Source organism: Streptomyces sp. NPDC004435, from assembly GCF_042873895.1.
Lineage (GTDB): Bacteria > Actinomycetota > Actinomycetes > Streptomycetales > Streptomycetaceae > Streptomyces.
Map to the genome: position 1 here is coordinate 170482 of NZ_JBIAMB010000004.1, position 19069 is coordinate 189550.

Here is a 19069-nt window from a genome sequence, read left to right on the forward strand (position 1 = left end):
GATTGCCGGAGAGATTGCCGGAGCGGTGAGGCGGGGCGGAGCGGTCCGGGCGGGCAGGCGGGCCGGGTGGGCAGGCCGGGCGGGCAGGCGGGCCGGGTGGGCCGCGCCGGCGGGCTGTGCGGGCGGGTCGCGCCGACGGCCCGTGCGGCCCGTGTGGTTCGTGCGGGCCGCACGGGGCCGGGTGTCGGGGTGCTGTGGTCGGGCGTGCCCGGGAAGCTCGCCGGTTCGCCGCCGCCGCGCGCGGGCGGAGGGGTTCGGGACGGTGGGGTCAGGCGCGCCAGGGAAGCTCCGCGGTGACCGTCGTCGGGCCGCCCGCCGGGGAGTCCACCGCCAGGACGCCGTCCACCGAACGCAGCCGCTCCGCGAGCCCCGCCAGCCCCTGCCCGCGCGCCGGGTCCGCGCCGCCGACGCCGTCGTCCCGGACCTGGAGCATCAGCCGCGCCTCCGACCGCCACACGTCCACCGACGCCCGCCGCGCCCGCGCGTGCAGCGTCACGTTCCGCAGCAGCTCCACGACCGTGAAGTACGCCAGGCCCTCGATCGCCGCCACCGGCCGGCCCGGCAGCTCCACCGTCACCGACACCGGCACCGAGCAGCGCGCCGCCACCGACGACAGCGCCGCGTCGAGCCCCCGGTCGGTCAGGACCGCCGGGTGGATGCCCCGCGCCAGGTCCCGCAGCTCCTTCAGCGCCAGCTTGACCTCGCCGTGCGCCTCGTCCACCAGCACCGCCGCCGCCTCCGGGTCCCTGACCAGCGTCTCCTTCGCCACGCCCAGGTCCATCGCCAGCGACGCCAGCCGCGCCTGCGGCCCGTCGTGCAGCTCCCGTTCGATCCGCCGCAGGTCGGCCGCCGCCGTGTCCACGACCGCACCCCGGTCCGACTCCAGCTCCGTCACCCGCTCCGCCAGCCGCCCCGGCCCCAGCAGCCCCGCCACCAGGACCCGGTCCACCGCCGTCAGCCCGCGCACCACCGGCGGCCAGGCCAGCACGACCAGCAGTCCGAGGCCGCAGGTGACGGCGATCTCGAAGGGCGAGTCGAGGTACATCGCGTGGGTCTCGTCCCCGTACAGCTGGATCCCGTCCTGGCCCAGGTGCGCCGGGAAGACCCACCGCCACAGCGGGTACGTGAACATGCCCCAGCCCCACGTGAAGAAGGTCAGCGACAGGCAGAAGGAGAACACCGCCCACGGGAAGTGCACGAGCGCGTACAGCAGGTGTCGCCACGAGGCCCCGCTCCGCAGCATCGCCGCCATCCACGAGAACGCCCCGCCGGTCCGCCCGCGTACCGGCTCCGGCGCCGCCACGTCCGCCCCGAGCAGCCCCCGCACCCGCGCCCGCTCCACCGCCCCGAACCCCCGGCACACCGCCAGCGACGCGGCGAGCACCGGCACCCCGAGGAAGGTGATCAGCAGCCCGAGCCCGGTCGAGGTCAGCGCCACGGCCAGCGAGAACCACAGCACGCTCAGCGGCAGCCCCACCAGCGTGAACAGGAAGGCCCGCCAGGTCCGCCCCTGGAACGGGGCCCGGAGGGCGGAGGGAACGAGCGGCGAATCCATCGGGAAGTCCTTCACTCGGAGGGAGGGGATCGGCGGGTGATGCCTCGGTCGGTACGTCGGTCGGTACGTCGGTGATCGGGCCGGTCGGTACGTCGGTCGGTACGTCGGTCGGTACGTCTCAAGGCTCCCGTCCGGCACCCCCCGCACACCATGAGGCGGGTCGGCGTCTCCCGAGGGGGGATAACCCCACCCCCGGGGGCGACGCGGACCCGCCCCACCACTCAGCCGTGCGGCTGCCCACTGCTCAGCCGTGCGGCTGCCCGGCACTCAGCCGTGCCCCTGGGCCACCGCTCAGCCCCGCCGCTCCCGCCACGGCAGTTCCGCCGTGACCGTCGTCGGGCCGCCCTCCGGCGAGTCCACGACCAGCAGGCCGTCCACCGCGCCGAGCCGCTCCGCCAGGCCGGCCAGGCCCGTGCCGGAGCCGTCGAGCCGGGCTCCGCCCACGCCGTCGTCCCGGACCTGGAGCAGCAGCCGGTCCTTCGACCGCCACACCTCCACCGAGACCTTGCGGGCGCGGGCGTGCTTGGAGACGTTCTGGAGCAGCTCCGAGACGGTGAAGTACGCGATCCCCTCGATCGCCTCGGCCGGCCGCTCCGCCAGATCCACGTGCACCGACCCCGGGACCGTGCACCGGCCCGCCAGCGAGGACAGCGCCGCGCCGAGACCCCGGTCGGTCAGCACCGCCGGATGGATCCCGCGCGCGAGGTCCCGCAGCTCCTGGAGCGCCAGCTTCACCTCGCCGTGCGCCTCCGCGACCATCGCCGCCGCCGCGTCCGGGTCCTCGTGCAGCTTCTCCTTCGCCAGGCCGAGCCCCATCGCCAGCGCCACGAGCCGCGCCTGCGCCCCGTCGTGCAGGTCCCGCTCGATCCGCCGCAGGTCCGCCGCCGCCGTGTCCACCACCACGCCCCGGTCCGACTCCAGCTCGGCGATCCGCCGCTCCAGCTCGTCCGAGGGCGAGAGCAGCCCCCGCACCATGCCCCGGTCCGCCGCCGCCAGGCCCCGCGCGATGAACGGCAGCACCGGCCACAGCGCCACCAGCGCCACCAGGGTGACGGAGAAGGTGAAGACACCCCACGGCAGCCGGATCAGCCCGTACAGCTGCGTCCGCCACGCCACCGGGTCCTTCAGCCGCGCCCACAGCCAGGGCAGCGCGCCCCCGACGCGCGGCAGCCGCGACGGCTCGGCCACGTCCACGTCGAGCATCGCCCGCGCCCTGGCCCGCTCGGACCGGCCGATCCCGCGCGCGCCCGCCTGGCCCGCCGCCAGCAGCGGCAGGCCGATCACGGTCACCGACAGGGCGACCCCGACGACCACCGAGGTGATGGCGTAGACGAAGCCCACCAGCGCGGTGGGCAGGTTCAGGAGGAGGAAGGAGATCTCCTTCCAGGTCTCCTTCCCGTACGCGGTCCGCCGCCGCGCGGGCGGGCGCCCGGCCGCGACGGCGGGGGAGGAAGTGCTCGGATGATCAGCGGTCATGCCCCCAGCCTGCCGTCCCCCGCCCCCTCCGGACCATGGGGGAGGTGGGTGTCGGCCCGGGGGGATAACCCCACCCGCACCCCACCCGCACCTGCTTACGCTCCTTTTAGCAGGGCCTAGACTCGCGTCCGTGAAAACGGCGGCGAGGGACTAGAGGGGCGGCGGACGTGCGGGAACCGACCGTATTCGCGGCGGACTACTTCGATACGTACTCCGTCGTCGGCCTGCTCGCCGTCGTCGGCGTGCTCTTCGTCGCGGTCGCCTTCGGCGCCGGCCGGCTGCTCCGGCCCGTCGTGCCGACCCCGGAGAAACTGCTCACCTACGAGTGCGGCGTCGACCCCGTGGGGGAGGGCTGGGCCCACACCCAGGTCCGCTACTACGTCTACGCCTTCCTCTACGTGATCTTCGCCGTCGACTCGATCTTCCTCTTCCCGTGGGCGACGGTCTTCGCCGCGCCCGGCTACGGCGCCACCACCCTCGTCGAGATGTTCGTCTTCCTCGGCTTCCTCGCCGTCGGGCTGCTCTACGCGTACAAGAAGGGCGTCCTGACGTGGACGTAACACCGGACGAGACACCGGACGAGACCCCGGACGAGACCCCGGACGCGACTCCCGCCGGCGGTGCCGCCGGGGGCGCCGTCCCCCTGCCCGCACCGAAGCTGGGCACGCTCTCCCGCCTGGCCCCGGAGCCGATGAAGGTCGTCCTGAACTGGGGCCGCCGCTACAGCCTCTGGGTCTTCAACTTCGGCCTCGCCTGCTGCGCGATCGAGTTCATCGCCGCGTCCATGGCCCGCCACGACTTCATCCGCCTCGGCGTGATCCCCTTCGCGCCCGGGCCCCGCCAGGCCGACCTGATGATCGTCTCCGGCACGGTGACGGACAAGATGGCGCCCGCCGTAAAGCGTCTCTACGAGCAGATGCCCGAGCCGAAGTACGTCATCTCCTTCGGCGCCTGCTCGAACTGCGGCGGCCCCTACTGGGACTCGTACTCCGTCACCAAGGGCGTCGACCAGATCATCCCGGTCGACGTGTACGTCCCCGGCTGCCCGCCCCGCCCCGAGGCGCTCCTCCAGGGCATCCTCAAGCTCCAGGAGAAGATCGCCCGGGAGAACCTCGGCGAGCGGTACGGCACGACGGCACCGGCCTCGGTGTCCCAGCTCACCAGCCCGCTGGTCACCCCGCCGCCGGGAGGCGACGACCGATGAACCGCTACGACTCCCTTCCCGAAGCCGTGACGGACCTGTTCGGCGACGAGGCGGCGGCGGAGCGGGCGTACGACCTGCTGACCGTCGACGTCCCCGTCACGGACTGGCTCGACGCGCTGCGGACCGCCCGGGACGAGCTGGGCTGCACCTACTTCGACTGGCTGAGCGCGGTGGACGAGCCCGGCACGGGCTTCCGCGTCTGCGCGCACGTCGCCGCCGTCGGGGACGGCGCCCCCCGCCGCCTCCTGCTCCGCACCACCGTGCCCCACACGGCCCCCGCCCTCCCCACCGCCATCGGCGTGTACGCGGGCGCGGCCTGGCACGAGCGCGAGACCCACGAGATGTTCGGCGTCGTCTTCGAGGGCCACCCGAACCTCACCCCCCTCCTCCTCCCCGAGAACTTCGAGGGCCACCCGCTCCGCAAGGACTTCGTCCTCGCCGCGCGCGTCGCCAAGGCGTGGCCGGGCGCGAAGGAGCCGGGCGAGGCGCACGACGGCGGCCCCAAGCGCCGCCAGATGCTCCCGCCGGGCGTCCCCGACCCCAACGAATGGGGCCCCCTCAAGGGCCAGCTCCCCCCGGCCCCCGAACGCCCCGCCCGGGCCGCCGCCGGCGACCGCCCCCGCCGCACCCGCACGGCGGCGGACGGCTCAGCCGGCCAGGACACCCCACCCCGCCGCACCCGCACGGCCTCGGACGGCTCGGCAAGCCAGACCCCCGAGGCGCCCCCGGCCGCTCCGGCCCCCGCGCCTCGCCGCACCCGCTCGGCCTCGGACGGCTCGGCAAGCCAGACGTCCCCGGCCGCGCCCGAGGCGGCTCCGGCCCCTCCGGCCTCCGCGCCCCGCCGCACCCGCTCGGCCTCGGACGGCTCCGCGAGCCAGACGTCCCCGGCCGCTCCGCGCCGCACGCGCAGCGCGAGCCAGGGCTCGGCGAGCCAGCAGGCGGAGCAGCCCGGCGAGCCCCCGACGGCCCCCGCGCCGCCCCCGCGCACCCGCAGCGCGGACGCCCCCTGGCACCACGCCCGCCCGGCCTTCGACGACACCCCGAAACCCACCACACCGACCCCGGAGCCGCCCCCGGAGGCCAAGCCCGCCGGCGCCGAGCCCACCCCGGAGGCGAAGCCCGTCGCGGAGGCGAAGCCCGTCGCGGAGGAGCCCACCCCGGAGGCGAAGCCCGCGGCGAGCGACACCGCGCCCGGGGCAGAGCCCGCAACCGGCGAGCCCGCGCCCGGGGCCGAGCCCGCCCCTGAGGCGCATCCCGGAAGCGCCGAGCCCGCCCCGGAGCCGAAGCCGGCCACAGGCGAGCCCGCCCCGGAGCCGAAGCCCGCCACAGGCGAGCCCGCCTCAGAGCCGCAGCCCGCAACCGCCGAGCCCACCCCGGACGCGAAGCCCGCCGCAGGCGACCGCGGCCCCGGCACGTCGCCCGCCGGCCCCGGCTCCGGCACCCACCCCGACCCCGACCCCGCCGGAGGCGATCCCGCGTGAACGACGCACTCGACGTCGCCGTCCGGCTGCTGCTCGTCTTCGCCGCGTTCCTCGTGCTGCCGCTCGTCGTCGGGCAGACCGAGCACAAGGTGATGGCCCACATGCAGGGCCGGCTCGGACCCATGTACGCCGGTGGTTTCCACGGCTGGGCCCAGCTCGTCGCCGACGGCGTGAAGTTCGCGCAGAAGGAGGACGTGGTCCCGAAGGACGCCGACCGGCGGGTCTTCCAGCTCGCGCCGGCCGTCGCCCTCCTCCCGTACCTGCTCGTCCTCGTCGCGATCCCGGTCGCACCGGGCTCCGTCGGCGCGGTCGTCGACGCCGGCATCTTCTTCGTGCTCGCGGTCATGGGCGTCGGCGTGCTCGGCAGCCTGATGGCCGGCTGGGCGTCCGCCAACAAGTTCTCGCTCCTCGGCGGCCTGCGCACCGCCGCCCAGCTCCTCGCGTACGAGCTGCCGATGCTGCTCGCCGCCGCGTCCGTCGCGATGGCGGCCGGCACCGTCTCCCTCACCGGCGTCCTCGACGCCTTCGAGTGGTGGTGGGTGCCGTGGCAGATCGTCGGCGCGCTGGTCTTCTTCGTCGCGGGACTCGCCGAGCTCCAGCGCCCGCCGTTCGACATGCCGGTCGCCGACTCGGAGATCATCTTCGGCGCGTACACCGAGTACACCGGCCTCCGCTTCGCGCTCTTCCTGCTCGCCGAGTACGCCGGCATCGTCGTCCTCTGCGGCCTCACCACCGTCCTCTTCCTCGGCGGCTGGCACGGTCCCTGGGGCGCCGACGGCCTCGGCTGGCTCTGGACCCTGCTGAAGACCGCCGTCCTGGCCTTCGTCGTCATCTGGCTGCGGGTGAGCTACCCGCGCCTGCGCGAGGACCAGCTCCAGAAGCTGGCCTGGACGACCCTGGTCCCGCTCGCCCTGGCGCAGATCGCGCTCACCGGCATCGTGAAGGTGGCGATCAGCTAAATGTCCCCGAACATCCCCGGCTCCGGCCTCGCCAAGGGCCTCGCCGTCACCCTCCGCACGATGACGCGCAGGTCGGTCACGGCCCAGTACCCGGACGCGCAGCCCGAGCTGCCGCCCCGGTCGCGCGGCGTGATCGCGCTCTTCGAGGAGAACTGCACGGTCTGCATGCTGTGCGCCCGCGAGTGCCCGGACTGGTGCATCTACATCGACTCCCACAAGGAGACCGTCCCGGCCGCCGCCCCCGGCGGCCGCGAGCGCAGCCGGAACGTCCTCGACCGCTTCGCCATCGACTTCTCCCTCTGCATGTACTGCGGGATCTGCATCGAGGTGTGCCCCTTCGACGCCCTCTTCTGGTCGCCGGAGTTCGAGTACGCGGAGACCGACATCCACGAGCTCACCCACGAGCGGGACAAGCTCCGCGAGTGGATGTGGACCGTCCCCGAGCCGCCCGCGCTCGACCCGGCGGCGGAGGAGCCCAAGGAGATCGCCGCCGCCCGCAAGGCCGCCGAGAAGGCCGCCGCGGCCGAAGCCGCCGCCCAGGCCGCCGCAGCCGCAGCCGCAGCAGAAGCCGAGGCCGCCGCCGAGGCCAAGGAGCAGGAGGGCCCCCAGTGATCCTCGCCGCCGCCCAGACCGGTCCCGGCTTCCTCTCGCCCTCCGGCGTCGAGATCGCCTTCCTCCTCGTCGGCCTCGTCACCCTCGGCGCCGCGATCGTCTCGGTCACCACGAAGCAGCTCGTGCACGCCGCGCTCTGGCTCGTCGTCGCGCTCGGCGGCCTCGCCGTGGAGTACCTGCTCCTGACCGCCGAGTTCATCGCCTGGGTCCAGGTCCTCATCTACGTCGGCTCGGTCGTCGTCCTCCTCCTCTTCGGCCTCATGCTCACCAAGGCCCCCATCGGGCGCTCACCGGACGCCGACTCGGGCAACCGGCCGGTCGCCCTCGGTGTCGCGCTCGCCGCGGCGGCGGCCCTCGTCTGGGTGGTCGTCGACGCCTTCCGCACGACCTGGATCGAGCTGGACGGGCCCGCGCAGGGCTCCACCGGCGTGACCGGCGAGATCCTTTTCCGGCACTGGGTGCTGCCCTTCGAGGCGCTGTCCGTGCTCCTGCTCGCCGCACTGGTCGGCGCCATCGTCCTGTCCCGCAAGAAGCCGGAAGGGGAGCGGGACTGATGCACCTCGCCTACCCCGCCGTCCTCGCCGCGCTCCTCTTCTGCGTCGGCCTGTACGGCGTCCTCGCCCGCCGCAACGCCATCCTGGTCCTGATGTCGGTCGAGCTGATGCTCAACGCCGTCAACCTGAACCTGGTCGCCTTCGACGTCTGGCTCCGCGACGCCCTCCACGCCGGCCAGGCCCTCACCCTTTTCACCATCGCCATCGCCGCCGCCGAGATCGGCATCGGCCTCGCGATCGTCCTGATGGTCTACCGCAACCGGGGCACGTCCGACGTCGACCGCCTCCGCGACACGGCGGAACCCACGCACAGCCCCGACGAGACAGACGAGAAGGCCGAGGCCGCCGCGTGACCACCACGACCCTCGCCGTCCTCGTCCCCCTCCTGCCCTTCCTCGGCGCCGCCGCCGGGCTCGCCACCGGCCGCCGGGCGCCCGGCTTCGTCCGGCCGCTCGCCGTGCTCCCGACCCTCGCCGCCGCCGTCCTCGCCGTCCTCGTGGCGATCCGCCAGGGCGGGAACACGGTGATCGAGGCGAGCACCCAGCTCACCCCCACCGGCTCCGTCCCGATCTCCCTCGGCCTCCACGTCGACGGCTTCGCCGCCCTCGTCGCCGTCCTGGTCGGCGTGGTCGCGAGCTGCGTGCAGATCTACTCGACCGGCTACCTCCGCGAGGACCCCCGCTACCCCTCGTACGCGGCGCTGGTCTCCCTCTTCACCGCCGCGATGCTCCTCGTCGTCTACTCCGGCGACCTGATGGTGCTCCTGGTCGGCTGGGAGATCATGGGCATCTGCTCGTACTTCCTCGTCGGGCACTACTGGGAGACCCCCGAGGCGCGCTCCGCCTCCCTGAAGGCCTTCCTCGTCACCAAGCTCGGCGACGTCCCCTTCCTCTTCGGGCTCTTCGCCCTCGCCACCGACGCGGGCACCTTCCGCATCGACGGCATCCTCTCCACCGTCGCCTCCGGCGGCCTCGACCACCCCACCCTGGTGGCGCTGCTGCTGCTCGCCGGCGTCGCCGGGAAGTCCGCGCAGTTCCCGCTGCACACCTGGCTGCCCGACGCCATGGCCGGCCCGACGCCGGTCTCCGCGCTCATCCACGCGGCCACCATGGTCGCCGCCGGCATCTACTTCGTCGCCCGGCTCCTCCCGGTCTTCGCCGCCTCCGCCGCCGCGATGACCGTGCTCGCCGTGATGGCCGCGATCACCATGGTCGGCTCGGCGCTCGCCGCGCTCGCCCAGGACGACATCAAGCGGGTCCTCGCCTACTCGACGATCGGCCAGCTCGGCTACATGGCCGGCGCGCTCGCCGTCGGCGACCGGGGCGCCGCCGTCTTCCACCTCCTCTCGCACGCCGCCTTCAAGGCGCTGCTGTTCCTCGCCGCCGGCGCGGTCATCCACGCCGCCGGCACCAACTCGCTCACCGCCATGTCCCGGATGGGCGGCCTGGCGAAGCGGATCCCCGACGCGTACTGGACGATGACCGTCGCCCTCCTCGCGCTCGCCGCGATCCCGCCCTTCGCCGGCTTCTTCTCCAAGGAGGCGGTCCTCGTCGCCGCCGAGCACACCGCGCTCGGCGACCGGACCACCGCCCCCGCCGGGGCAGGCTGGACGATCCTCGTCGCGGGCCTGCTGACCGCCCTCCTCACCGCCGCGTACGCCCTGCGCCTCTGGCTCCGCACCTTCCGCGGCCACGGCCCCGAGGCCCCGCGTCACGGCAGGCAGCCGCTCGCCATGACCTCCGTCCTGTGGGTCCTCGCGATCCCCTCCCTCGGCTTCGGGCTGAGCGCCGTGTACCTCGACGACTGGTTCGACGGCGAGGCCCTCACCCCGACCCTCACCACCGCCGTCCTCGGCACCGGCCTCGCCGTCGCCGGCGGCGCCGTCACCTACGCCGTCTGGCGCACCCTCGCCGCCAGGGCCGTACCCGCCGTCCCGACCCCGCACGTCGCCCACCCCGACGCCGACGCCGGTCTCGTCGAGGCCGAGGCGCTGCACCTGCCGCACCCCGCGCGGGACCCGGCCGACCCCGGCCGTGCCCTCCTCGGCCCGCTGTACGGTCCGGCCGCCGACGGCTTCCACCTGGACGCCCTGTACCAGAAGGTCCTCGTCCGCCCCGTACTCGGCGCCGCCTCCCTGGTCCGCTTCCTGGACCGCGAGGTCGTCGACACCTACGTGAGCGGTGCCGCCGGCTCCGCCAAGGGCCTCGGATGGCTCGTCCGCCGCGCCCAGACCGGCAACCTGCAGACCTACCTCAGCGCCCTGCTCGCCGGCTCCGTCGTCCTGGCGATCGCCGCCGTCGCCCTCGCCAACGCCTTCGCCGGAGCGTGAGCCGTGATCGATATCAGCGAATCCGTGATGCAGTTCCTTCTCGCGTTCATCGTCGCGGCGCCTCTCCTCGGCGCCGCCGCCGCACTCCTGCCCGCCCCGCCCGGACTGAAGGGGAAGTCGCCCGAGCAGGCGGTGCTCCGCCACGGCGTCACCGTCACCGGCGTGATCCTGCTCGCCGCGCTCGTCCTCACCCTCGGCTTCGACCACGACGACCCGTCGAGGATGCAGGCCACCACGGACATCAGCTGGATCAGGGCACTCGACGTGCGGATCCACCTCGGTGTCGACGGCATCTCGCTCCCCCTCCTGGTGCTGACGGCGCTGCTGACCTTCCTCTGCGCGCTGTACTCCTACTTCAAGCCGCCGGCGGGCCCGTCCCCGAAGGCGTTCGTCGCGCTGCTGCTCCTCCTGGAGGCCGGCACCCTCGCCACCTTCGCCGTCCTCGACCTGGTCCTCTTCTTCCTCGCCTTCGAGACGGTCCTCGTCCCGATGTACTTCCTCATCGCCCGCTGGGGCGGCGAGGGCCGGCGGGCCGCCGCCGGGAAGTTCATCCTCTACACGCTGCTCGGCTCCGTCGTCATGCTGCTCGGCCTGCTCCTGATCGGGATCAAGGCGGGCACCTTCGACATGGTGGCACTCGCCACCGACAACGGCCGTGGACTGACCACGTCGGTGCAGGTCACCGCCGTTCTCGCGATCGGCCTCGGGCTCGCCGTGAAGACCCCGATGTGGCCGCTGCACTCCTGGCTGCCGGACGCCCACACCGCCGCCCCCACCGTCGGCTCGGTCCTCCTCGCCGGCGTGCTCCTGAAGATGGGCACGTACGGGTTCGTCCGCATCGCCCTGCCCATCGCCCCCGACGGCATGCACACCCTCGCCCCCTACCTGGCCGCCTTCGCCGCCGCCGGCATCGTCTACGGCTCCCTCGCCTGCCTCGCCCTCGCGCGCCCCGGCGCCAAGGGCGACCTCAAGCGGCTGATCGCGTACTCCTCCGTCGGCCACATGGGCTTCGTCCTCCTCGGCATCGCCACCCTGACCCCCACCGGGGTCAACGGCGCCCTCTTCGCCAACATCGCCCACGGCCTCATCACCGGCCTGCTCTTCTTCCTCGTCGGGGCCCTGAAGGACCGGTACGGCACCGCCGACCTCGACACCCTCGCCGGGGCCACCGGCGCCGCCCTCTACGGCCGCGCCCCCCGCCTCGGAGCCCTCCTCGCCTTCGCCGCCGTCGCCTCCCTCGGCCTGCCCGGCCTCGCCGGCTTCTGGGGCGAGATGCTCGCCCTCTTCGCCGCCTTCGACCCGGCCGAGGGCCTGAACCGCACCGCGTACCTCGTCTTCATGGCCCTCGGCGGCCTCGGCACCCTGCTCACCGCCGCCTACCTGCTGATCGTCGTCCGCCGCGTCTGCATGGGCGGCCCCCGCCCGGCCGGCGAACCGGAGCTCGCCGACGTCCAGCCGTACGAGCTGGCCGCCTGGACCCCGCTCGTCGCCCTCACCGTCCTCGCCGGACTCTGGCCCGCGGTCCTCCTCGGCCTCACCGACCCGGCCGTCCAGCAGCTCCTCGCGGGAGGCACCCAGTGATGTCCGCCAGCACCGCCGACGCCTCCCTCGTCCAGTCCGTCGACTGGCTGACGATCGCGCCCCCGACGCTCACCGCCCTGGTCGCGCTCGGCGTCCTCGTCGCCGACCTCTTCGTCCCCGCCGAGCGCAAGCGGCTCCTCGGATGGATCTCGATCACCGGCCTCGCCGCCGCCCTCGCGCTCCTCCTGCCCCTGCGCTCCGGCGACCGGGCGACGTTCTGCCTCACCGCCGGAGCCCAGGCCGACAGCCACGCCCAGACCGCCGGGTGCAGCTACACCGCCGACCACTTCACCCTGGTCATCCAGCTCCTCGTGCTCGGCGGCGCGCTCCTCACCGCCCTGCTCTCGCTGCCCGCCACGCGCGAGGGCAGGCTCCCGGCCGGCGAGTACTGGTTCCTGCTGCTCTCCTCCGCCGCCGGCGCCGCCCTGCTGCCCGCCTCCCGCGACCTCGCCACCCTCGTGGTCGCCCTGGAGGTCGCCTCGCTGCCCGCCTTCGCGCTCGTCGGCCTCAAGCGCGGCGACCGGCGCTCCAGCGAGGCCGCCCTCAAGTTCTTCCTCTCCTCGGTGACCGCCACCGCCGTCACCCTCCTCGGCGTGAGCTTCGTCTACGCCGCCACCGGCACCCTCCACCTCACCGAGATCGCCGCCCGCCTCGACGACGTCCCCGGACAGCTCCAGACCCTCGCCGAGGCCGGCGTCGCCCTCACCCTCGTCGGCTTCGCCTTCAAGGTCGCCGCCGTCCCCTTCCACTTCTGGGTCCCCGACACCTACAGCGGCGCCCCGCTGCCCGTCGCCGCCTACCTGTCCGTGGTCGGCAAGGCCGTCGGCTTCACCGGCCTCATCCTGGTGACCGTCGTCGCCTTCCCCGCCTACGCCGACATCTGGGGCCCGGCCCTCGCCGTCCTCGCCGCCCTCACCATGACCGCGGGCAACGTCGCCGCCCTCCGGCAGGACCCCACGCGCGCGGGCAGCGCGATCCGGCTGCTCGCCTGGTCCTCCGTCGCCCAGGCCGGCTACCTCCTCGTGCCGATCGCCGCCGCCGCGTACTCCAGCGACGACCAGATCGGCGCCACCGTCGCGTACGCCCTCATGTACGCGGTCGTGAACCTCGGCGCCTTCGCGGTCGTCGCCCTCGTCGCCCGCGCCCACCCCGGCAAGCGGATCGCCGACCACGCCGGGCTCCACGCCACCAGCCCCGCCGCCGCCCTCGCGCTCGCCTTCTTCCTCCTGAATCTGGCCGGTTTGCCCCCGGGTATCATCGGCCTCTTCGCCAAGGTGACCGTTTTCTCGTCGGCCGTCGACGCGGGCCTCGGCTGGCTGGCCGTGGTCATGGGCGTCAACGTCGTCATCGGCCTCGCGTACTACCTGCGGTGGACGGCGCTGCTGTTCCGCACGCCGCAGGACGCCGTCCCGACGACACCGCGGCGGGCCCCCGCGCCCGTCACCCTGGCGATCGTGCTGACCGCCGCCGCCGGAGCCGTCCTGTCGGGATACCCGCAGCTCGCCCTCCGCTTCGCGACGGGCGGCCTCTTCTGACCCCCACGCCCCCCACGGAACCCCACCTCTAGGAGCAACACCCCGTGCTGAACGGATTCAAGGACTTCATACTTCGCGGGAACGTCATCTCGATGGCCATCGGCCTGGCCGTCGGAACCGCGTTCACCGCCGTCGTCACCGGCTTCAGCAAGGCCTTCATCACCCCGCTCATCGGCCTCGCCACCGGCTCCGTGGGCAACTTCAACGACGCCCAGTTCCACGTCGGCAAGACCGTCTTCCCCTACGGCCTGGCCATCTCCGCCGCCATCGCCTTCGTCATCACCGCCGCGGTCCTCTACTTCCTCATCGTCGCCCCGCTCGCGAAGGTCCAGGAGCGGTTCGCCAAGGAGGAGGCGCTCGACCCCAAGGCCGAGAAGCGCGACTGCCCCCGCTGCTTCACCGAGATCCCGGCCGTCGCCTCCCGCTGCGCCCACTGCACCAGCGAGGTCGAGCCGATCGCCGCCAGCCTGGAGAAGCTGACCGTCCCCGCGGCCCGCTGACCCTGGTGCCCCCGCTGCCCCTGGTGCCCCCGCTGCCCCTGGTGCCCCTGGTGCCCCTGGTGCCCCTGGTGCCCCTGGTGCCCCTGGTGCCCCTGGTGCCCCTGGTGCCCAGGGTGACCATCACCCGAACGGCGTAATACGCCCCCGGTGCGGCCGGGGGAACCGCAGCCTCTCGCCTGGCGTTGACCAGTACGTGAGGGTCCACTGGACGCGTGGACCACGAAGCAAAGGGTTCCCCTGCCGCACCACTTGGAGGGCGTACCGTGCACCGCCGGCACAACGGGCTGAGGACCGCCGTACTCCTCGGAGGGCTCTCCGCCCTCATCATCGTCATCGGCAGTTTCTTCGGCCGTACGGGCCTGATCGTCGGACTCGTCGTCGCGATCGGCACCAACGCGTACGCGTACTGGAACAGCGACAAGCTGGCCCTGCGCGCCATGCGCGCCCGCCCCGTCAGCGAATTCGAGGCCCCCGCCCTCTACAGGATGGTCCGGGAGCTCTCCACCCAGGCGCGCCAGCCGATGCCCCGCCTCTACATCTCGCCGACCCAGGCGCCGAACGCCTTCGCCACCGGCCGCAATCCGCGCAACGCCGCCGTCTGCTGCACCGAGGGCATCCTCGCCATCCTCGACGAGCGCGAGCTCCGCGGAGTCATCGGCCACGAGCTCAGCCACGTCTACAACCGGGACATCCTCATCTCCTCGGTCGCCGGCGCGCTCGCCTCCGTGGTGATGTTCCTGGTCAACTTCGCCTGGCTGATCCCCGTCGGCCGCTCCAGCGACGACGAAGGCCCCGGCCTCCTCGGCTACCTGATGATCCTCATCCTCGGCCCCATCGCCGCCTCGATCATCCAGCTCGCCATCTCCCGCTCCCGCGAGTACGAGGCGGACGCCTCCGGTTCCCAGCTCACCGGCGACCCGCTCGCCCTCGCCAGCGCCCTCAGGAAGCTCGAAGCGGGCACCAAACAGCTCCCGCTGCCCCCCGAGCCGCGGATCGAGACCGCGAGCCACATGATGATCGCGAACCCCTTCCGTCCGGGTAAGGGACTCTCCAAGATGTTCTCGACCCACCCGCCCATGGCCGAGCGGATCGCTCGCCTCGAAGAGATGGCAGGTCGCCGACCGTGAAGACCGTCCTCAACGTCATATGGCTCGTCCTCTCCGGCTTCTGGCTGTTCCTCGCCTACCTCCTCGCCGGAGTGCTGCTCTGCATCACCATCATCGGCATCCCCTTCGGCCTCGCGGCCTTCCGGATCGGCCTCTACGCCCTCTGGCCCTTCGGCCGCACCGTCGTCGACAAGCCCGGCGCCGGCGCCGCCTCCTGCGTCGGCAACGTCCTGTGGCTGATCCTCGCCGGCTGGTGGCTCGCCATCGGCCACATCGTCACCGGCATCGCGCTCTGCATCACGATCATCGGCATCCCGCTCGGCATCGCGAACTTCAAGCTCATCCCCGTCTCGCTGCTGCCGCTCGGCAAGGACATCGTCCCCACCGACCAGGCGTACGGACACGGCGCCCCGACCACACAGCAGCAGTACCGCCACCCCGGCTTCTGAGCCGTGCACCAACCCCGCTACGCCCTGCTCTCCGGCCGCCGCGTCCTCGCCCTCTGCCACGACGTCGACGGCCTCTACGGCGACCCCGCCCCCCGCCCGCGCCCCCGTCACGAACTACGCGGCTGCGAACCGCGCGGCCCGCTCGCCCGGGCCGTCACCCAGGCGATCGTCGAGGGATCCGCGCCGCTCGGCACCCTCGTGGCCGAGACCCCCGACGGACTCTGGCGCTTCGACGCCGTCCGCGTCCTGGGCGCCCGCGGCGACGTCGTCACCATCGAGGCGGCCGGGCCGCCCCGCCGCGCCCAGGGCGCCGGAGACCCGGTCCCCTGCGCCCACCTCATCCCGCTCCCCGTCCCCCCACCACCCCTCGCCGACGTCACCTTCCTCGGCTGCTCGCCGCGCGGCGCCCTGCGCGACGCCCTCGCCCTCGGAGCCGAAGCCTTCGAGGAGGTCCGCTACCAGGTCCTCCGCGCCACCGGAAGCCTCCGCCACGAGGGCGAGACCGGCCGCGTGACCGCCTGGGACACCGCCCGCGGCCACCACGGCCTGCTGGACCTCACCGTGGCCCTTCCCCGCGCCGGCCTGATCCCGCGGCAGACCCGCGAGGTCTGGGAGCTCTTCCACGACCACCGGCCGCCCACCGAGACCGGTACCTGGCGCCGCTTCACCGGGCCCGCCCGCGCCGTGTGGCGGCACGAGGCGTCCCTCCGCTCGTCCGGCCTGCCGGACCCCGCCCCCGGCGGCACGTACGAGATCGACGGCCGGGGGATCACCGACGAGGACGCGCTGGTCTGCGCGGTCACCGAAGCGGTCCACGGCCCCGGCCTGGCCTACCCCTCCCTCACCCCCCGCGCCCTCGGCGAGGCCCTGTCCGGCAGCACCCTCGTCTGGCACCACGCCGACATCGCCCGCGCCTGCCTCGGCGTCCTTCCGCTCCTCGCCGAGCCCCGCCCGCCCACCTTCCAGGAGTGGGTCGACGGCCTCGGAGCGTCGGGCGTCCACGTCGTCCTCGCCTGACCGCCCGCGTTCGCGATCGCACACGTGACCGCCGGCGGGGTCACGGACGACCCGTCTCCCGGAGGGTGATGTTGAGCCGCCCGGACAGCCCGAGCGAGGGATCGGCCGTACCCGGGAACACCCTCGGCACGCCGTGATAGACCCACCGCGACTCCCCGCCGAAGACGAACAGGTCCCCCGAGGCCAGCTCCACGTCGCTCCAGGGCCGCCCCCGCCCCTCGGCGTTGCCCAGCCGGAAGACACACCGGTCGCCCAGGCTCAGCGACACCACCGGCGCACCGGACCGCTCCTCCTTGTCCTGGTGCATGCCCATCCGGGCCCCGTCGCCGTAGAAGTTCACCAGCGCGGTGTCGGGCGCGAAACCGCCGTCCTCCCCGTACGCCTCGGCCACCGCCTCCCGCCCCAGAGCGACCAGCCAGCCGGGCAGTTCGACGGCGACGGAGTCGAGATACCGGTACGGGACCCACTGCCGGCCCAGACAGAGCGACCGCACCGACATCACGCCCCCGCCGGGCAGCACGGTCTGCCGGTACGCCAGCGGCCCGCGCCCGAACTCCCGGCAGGCCGCGACCAGTTCACGCTGCCGATCGAGCGGCAGCCACCCCGGCACGTGCACCGCCCCGGGCGCCGGCTCGGCCCGCTCGCGCGGGAACAGCCCCTCGGTCACGCGAGGGCTCCCTCCAGGTCCAGCAGCGACCGCTTCCGGTCCAGCCCCGCCGCGTACCCGCGCAGACTCCCGTCCGCCCCGATCACCCGGTGGCAGGGCCGCACCACGAGCAGCGGATTGCGCCCGATCGCCGTCCCCACCGCCCGCACCCCGGCCCCGCCGGCCCCGACCCGCCGCCCGATCTCCGCGTAGCTGACGGTCGTCCCGTACGGGACCTCCTCCAGGGCCGCCCACACCCGCCGCTGGAACTCCGTCCCGGTGTCCCCGGCGAGCGGCACGTCGAACCGCTCCCGCCGCCCGCCGAAGTACTCCTCCAGCTGCGCCACGACCTCCGCGAAGGCCCCCTGGTCCCGCACCCAGCCGTCCTCGACCGCCGCGGCCCCCTTCTGCCCGGGCAGCGAGAGCGACCGCAGCACGGCGCGGCCCCCCGCCGAGACCTGCCCGGTCAGCAGCATCTCGCCCAGGGGGCCGTCGACGTACGCGTACACGGTGATGTCGTCCATGACTCCAGTGTGCGAGCCCCGCCGGCCCGTGGACCGGCGGCTTTCGGACACGGACCTACCGGTAGTTCACGAACTGGATCGCGAAGTCGAAGTCCTTGCCCTTGAGCAGCGCCTGCACGGCCTGCAGGTCGTCCCGGCTCTTCGAGCTGACCCGCAGCTCGTCGCCCTGCACCTGCGCCTTGACGCCCTTGGGACCCTCGTCCCGGATGGTCTTCGCGACCTTCTTGGCGTTCTCCTGCGAGATGCCCTCGGTGACCGACGCGAAGAGCTTGTACTCCTTGCCGGACAGCTGCGGCTCACCCTCGACGTCCAGCGACTTCAGCGAGATCCCGCGCTTGATCAGCTTGGACTGGAAGATGTCGAGGATCGCCATCACGCGCTCCTCGCCGTTCGCCTGCATCAGGATCTTCTCGCCGGACCAGGAGATCGAGGCGTTGGTTCCCTTGAAGTCGTAGCGCTGCGAGATCTCCTTCACGGCCTGGTTGAGGGCGTTGTCGACCTCCTGCCGCTCGACCTTGGAGACGATGTCGAAACTGGAGTCGGCCATGACTCGTGGCTCCTTGCTCGGATGCTGTGGGGTACCCCCAAAGCCTAGGGGGTGAGCAACGGCCCGAACCTCGGATCACCCGCCGATCAATCCGGTGGCGAACCACCCCCGGGGATCAGGTATTGTTTACGTCGTTGCCGGGGAACACCGCAGAACAGCGGGGAACCAAGGCAGCGAACCCATGGCGATGTGCCCGAGCGGCCAATGGGAGCGGACTGTAAATCCGTCGGCTTAGCCTACCCAGGTTCGAATCCTGGCGTCGCCACGTGAAGAAGGTCCCCGGTGTTCTCACCGGGGACCTTCACTCGTTTCCGGGGGCGGGGGGCCGGGGGGTCAGTTGCCGGCCACGTCCTTCACGGCGACCGTGACCGGGGTCGGGCCCGTGACCAGTTCCAGGGTCAGGCCGGCGGTGGCGGGGGTCTCGACCAGTTCGGCGAGGACCGCGGCCACGTCGTCGCGGGGGATCGGGCCGCGGCCCGTGCGGGCCTCCAGGCGGACCAGGCCCTTGCCGGCGTCGTCCGTCAGCATGCCGGGGCGCAGGACCGTCCACTCCAGGCCCGGGCGGGAGCGGACCGCGTCGTCCGCCGCCCCCTTGGCCCGCAGATAGGCGTCGAAGACCTCGTCGCCCGGGTGGTCCGCGTCCGCGCCCATCGACGAGACGACGAGGAAGCGCCGGACGCCCGCGCGCTCCGCCGCGTCCGCCAGCAGGACCGCGGCGGCGCGGTCCACCGTCTCCTTGCGGGCGGCGTCGCTGCCCGGGCCCGCGCCCGCCGCGAAGACGGCCGCGTCCGCGCCCCGCAGGACCTCCGCGACCTCCTCCACGGACGCCGCCTCCAGATCCAGTACGACGGGCTCGGCGCCCGCCGTCCGCAGGTCCTCCGCCTGCTCAGGGCGGCGGATGATCCCGACCGCCTCGTGTCCGCCCGCCGAGAGCAGCCGCTCCAGGCGCAGGGCGATCCGACCGTGTCCTCCAGCGATGACGATGCGCATACCC

20 protein-coding genes and 1 tRNA gene are annotated in these 19069 nt (G+C 73.6%); 15 read left to right on the top strand and 6 right to left on the bottom strand.

What is annotated here, in order from left to right; all coding sequences use genetic code 11:
- Positions 1-268 precede the first annotated feature (268 nt).
- Positions 269-1555 carry a sensor histidine kinase gene (locus tag ACFYT9_RS08630; protein ID WP_387270867.1) on the bottom strand — a complete coding sequence of 429 codons (1287 nt, stop codon included), beginning with the start codon at positions 1553-1555 and terminating at the stop codon, positions 269-271.
- 291 nt (positions 1556-1846) lie between these two features.
- Positions 1847-3031: a sensor histidine kinase gene (locus ACFYT9_RS08635; RefSeq protein ID WP_387270865.1), complete on the bottom strand. Its 1185-nt coding sequence runs from the start codon at positions 3029-3031 to the stop codon at positions 1847-1849.
- Positions 3032-3198: 167 nt separating this feature from the next.
- Here ACFYT9_RS08635 and ACFYT9_RS08640 point away from each other — a divergent pair, with 167 nt between their 5' ends.
- The 14 genes from ACFYT9_RS08640 to ACFYT9_RS08705 all read left to right on the top strand — a co-directional run bounded on the left by ACFYT9_RS08640 (position 3199) and on the right by ACFYT9_RS08705 (position 16358).
- The gene (locus ACFYT9_RS08640) at positions 3199-3591 is read left to right on the top strand and encodes an NADH-quinone oxidoreductase subunit A (RefSeq protein ID WP_376600847.1); all 393 of its coding nucleotides are present in this window, start codon (positions 3199-3201) and stop codon (positions 3589-3591) included.
- Entirely contained in the window at positions 3582-4235 is a 654-nt protein-coding gene (locus ACFYT9_RS08645) for an NADH-quinone oxidoreductase subunit B (RefSeq protein WP_389161873.1), read from the top strand. Before ACFYT9_RS08640 ends, ACFYT9_RS08645 begins: the two co-directional genes overlap by 10 nt.
- The gene (locus ACFYT9_RS08650; protein WP_389161874.1) at positions 4232-5716 is read left to right on the top strand and encodes an NADH-quinone oxidoreductase subunit C; all 1485 of its coding nucleotides are present in this window, start codon (positions 4232-4234) and stop codon (positions 5714-5716) included. Before ACFYT9_RS08645 ends, ACFYT9_RS08650 begins: the two co-directional genes overlap by 4 nt.
- Positions 5713-6675 (top strand): complex I subunit 1 family protein, encoded by a 963-nt coding sequence (locus ACFYT9_RS08655; protein ID WP_360309098.1) that lies wholly within the window; start codon positions 5713-5715, stop codon positions 6673-6675. Before ACFYT9_RS08650 ends, ACFYT9_RS08655 begins: the two co-directional genes overlap by 4 nt.
- Entirely contained in the window at positions 6676-7287 is a 612-nt protein-coding gene (locus tag ACFYT9_RS08660; RefSeq protein ID WP_387270857.1) for a NuoI/complex I 23 kDa subunit family protein, read from the top strand. It abuts the gene before it with no gap.
- On the top strand, positions 7284-7841 hold the full coding sequence (locus ACFYT9_RS08665; RefSeq protein ID WP_376598465.1) for an NADH-quinone oxidoreductase subunit J: 558 nt from the start codon (positions 7284-7286) through the stop codon (positions 7839-7841). The genes ACFYT9_RS08660 and ACFYT9_RS08665 overlap by 4 nt, the downstream gene beginning before the upstream one ends.
- Positions 7841-8194: an NADH-quinone oxidoreductase subunit NuoK gene (gene nuoK, locus ACFYT9_RS08670; RefSeq protein ID WP_387270856.1), complete on the top strand. Its 354-nt coding sequence runs from the start codon at positions 7841-7843 to the stop codon at positions 8192-8194. Before ACFYT9_RS08665 ends, nuoK begins: the two co-directional genes overlap by 1 nt.
- Complete coding sequence (locus ACFYT9_RS08675) at positions 8191-10170, top strand: NADH-quinone oxidoreductase subunit L (protein ID WP_389161876.1); 1980 nt, start codon at positions 8191-8193, stop codon at positions 10168-10170. The genes nuoK and ACFYT9_RS08675 overlap by 4 nt, the downstream gene beginning before the upstream one ends.
- 3 nt (positions 10171-10173) lie before the next feature.
- Positions 10174-11751: a NuoM family protein gene (locus ACFYT9_RS08680; RefSeq protein WP_389161877.1), complete on the top strand. Its 1578-nt coding sequence runs from the start codon at positions 10174-10176 to the stop codon at positions 11749-11751.
- The gene (locus ACFYT9_RS08685) at positions 11751-13286 is read left to right on the top strand and encodes an NADH-quinone oxidoreductase subunit N (RefSeq protein WP_389161879.1); all 1536 of its coding nucleotides are present in this window, start codon (positions 11751-11753) and stop codon (positions 13284-13286) included. Before ACFYT9_RS08680 ends, ACFYT9_RS08685 begins: the two co-directional genes overlap by 1 nt.
- 44 nt (positions 13287-13330) lie before the next feature.
- A complete protein-coding gene (gene mscL, locus ACFYT9_RS08690; protein ID WP_376598474.1) occupies positions 13331-13786 on the top strand; it encodes a large conductance mechanosensitive channel protein MscL in 456 nt (151 codons plus the stop codon).
- Between the two features lie 263 nt (positions 13787-14049).
- The gene (gene htpX, locus ACFYT9_RS08695) at positions 14050-14913 is read left to right on the top strand and encodes a zinc metalloprotease HtpX (RefSeq protein WP_387270967.1); all 864 of its coding nucleotides are present in this window, start codon (positions 14050-14052) and stop codon (positions 14911-14913) included.
- A complete protein-coding gene (locus ACFYT9_RS08700) occupies positions 14910-15341 on the top strand; it encodes a YccF domain-containing protein (protein ID WP_376598478.1) in 432 nt (143 codons plus the stop codon). Before htpX ends, ACFYT9_RS08700 begins: the two co-directional genes overlap by 4 nt.
- Before the next feature lie 3 nt (positions 15342-15344).
- The gene (locus ACFYT9_RS08705; RefSeq protein ID WP_389161882.1) at positions 15345-16358 is read left to right on the top strand and encodes a hypothetical protein; all 1014 of its coding nucleotides are present in this window, start codon (positions 15345-15347) and stop codon (positions 16356-16358) included.
- A 40-nt stretch (positions 16359-16398) separates the two neighbouring features.
- On the opposite strand, the gene ACFYT9_RS08710 is transcribed toward ACFYT9_RS08705, so the two are convergent.
- From ACFYT9_RS08710 to ACFYT9_RS08720, 3 genes are read right to left on the bottom strand one after another with little or no spacing between them, the layout of a single operon-like run.
- On the bottom strand, positions 16399-17025 hold the full coding sequence (locus tag ACFYT9_RS08710) for an alpha-ketoglutarate-dependent dioxygenase AlkB (RefSeq protein WP_376598482.1): 627 nt from the start codon (positions 17023-17025) through the stop codon (positions 16399-16401).
- Positions 17022-17528, bottom strand: a complete 507-nt coding sequence (locus ACFYT9_RS08715) for a methylated-DNA--[protein]-cysteine S-methyltransferase (RefSeq protein WP_389161883.1) — start codon at positions 17526-17528, stop codon at positions 17022-17024. The genes ACFYT9_RS08710 and ACFYT9_RS08715 overlap by 4 nt, the downstream gene beginning before the upstream one ends.
- Before the next feature lie 55 nt (positions 17529-17583).
- Entirely contained in the window at positions 17584-18075 is a 492-nt protein-coding gene (locus ACFYT9_RS08720) for a YajQ family cyclic di-GMP-binding protein (protein ID WP_031009290.1), read from the bottom strand.
- Positions 18076-18258: 183 nt separating this feature from the next.
- Between ACFYT9_RS08720 and ACFYT9_RS08725 the strand changes: the two genes are divergently transcribed.
- A tRNA-Tyr gene (locus ACFYT9_RS08725) sits at positions 18259-18340 on the top strand.
- Between the two features lie 68 nt (positions 18341-18408).
- Here the strand turns inward: ACFYT9_RS08725 and ACFYT9_RS08730 are convergent.
- A complete protein-coding gene (locus ACFYT9_RS08730; RefSeq protein ID WP_376598485.1) occupies positions 18409-19065 on the bottom strand; it encodes an NAD(P)H-binding protein in 657 nt (218 codons plus the stop codon).
- Between the last annotated feature and the right edge of the window lie 4 nt (positions 19066-19069).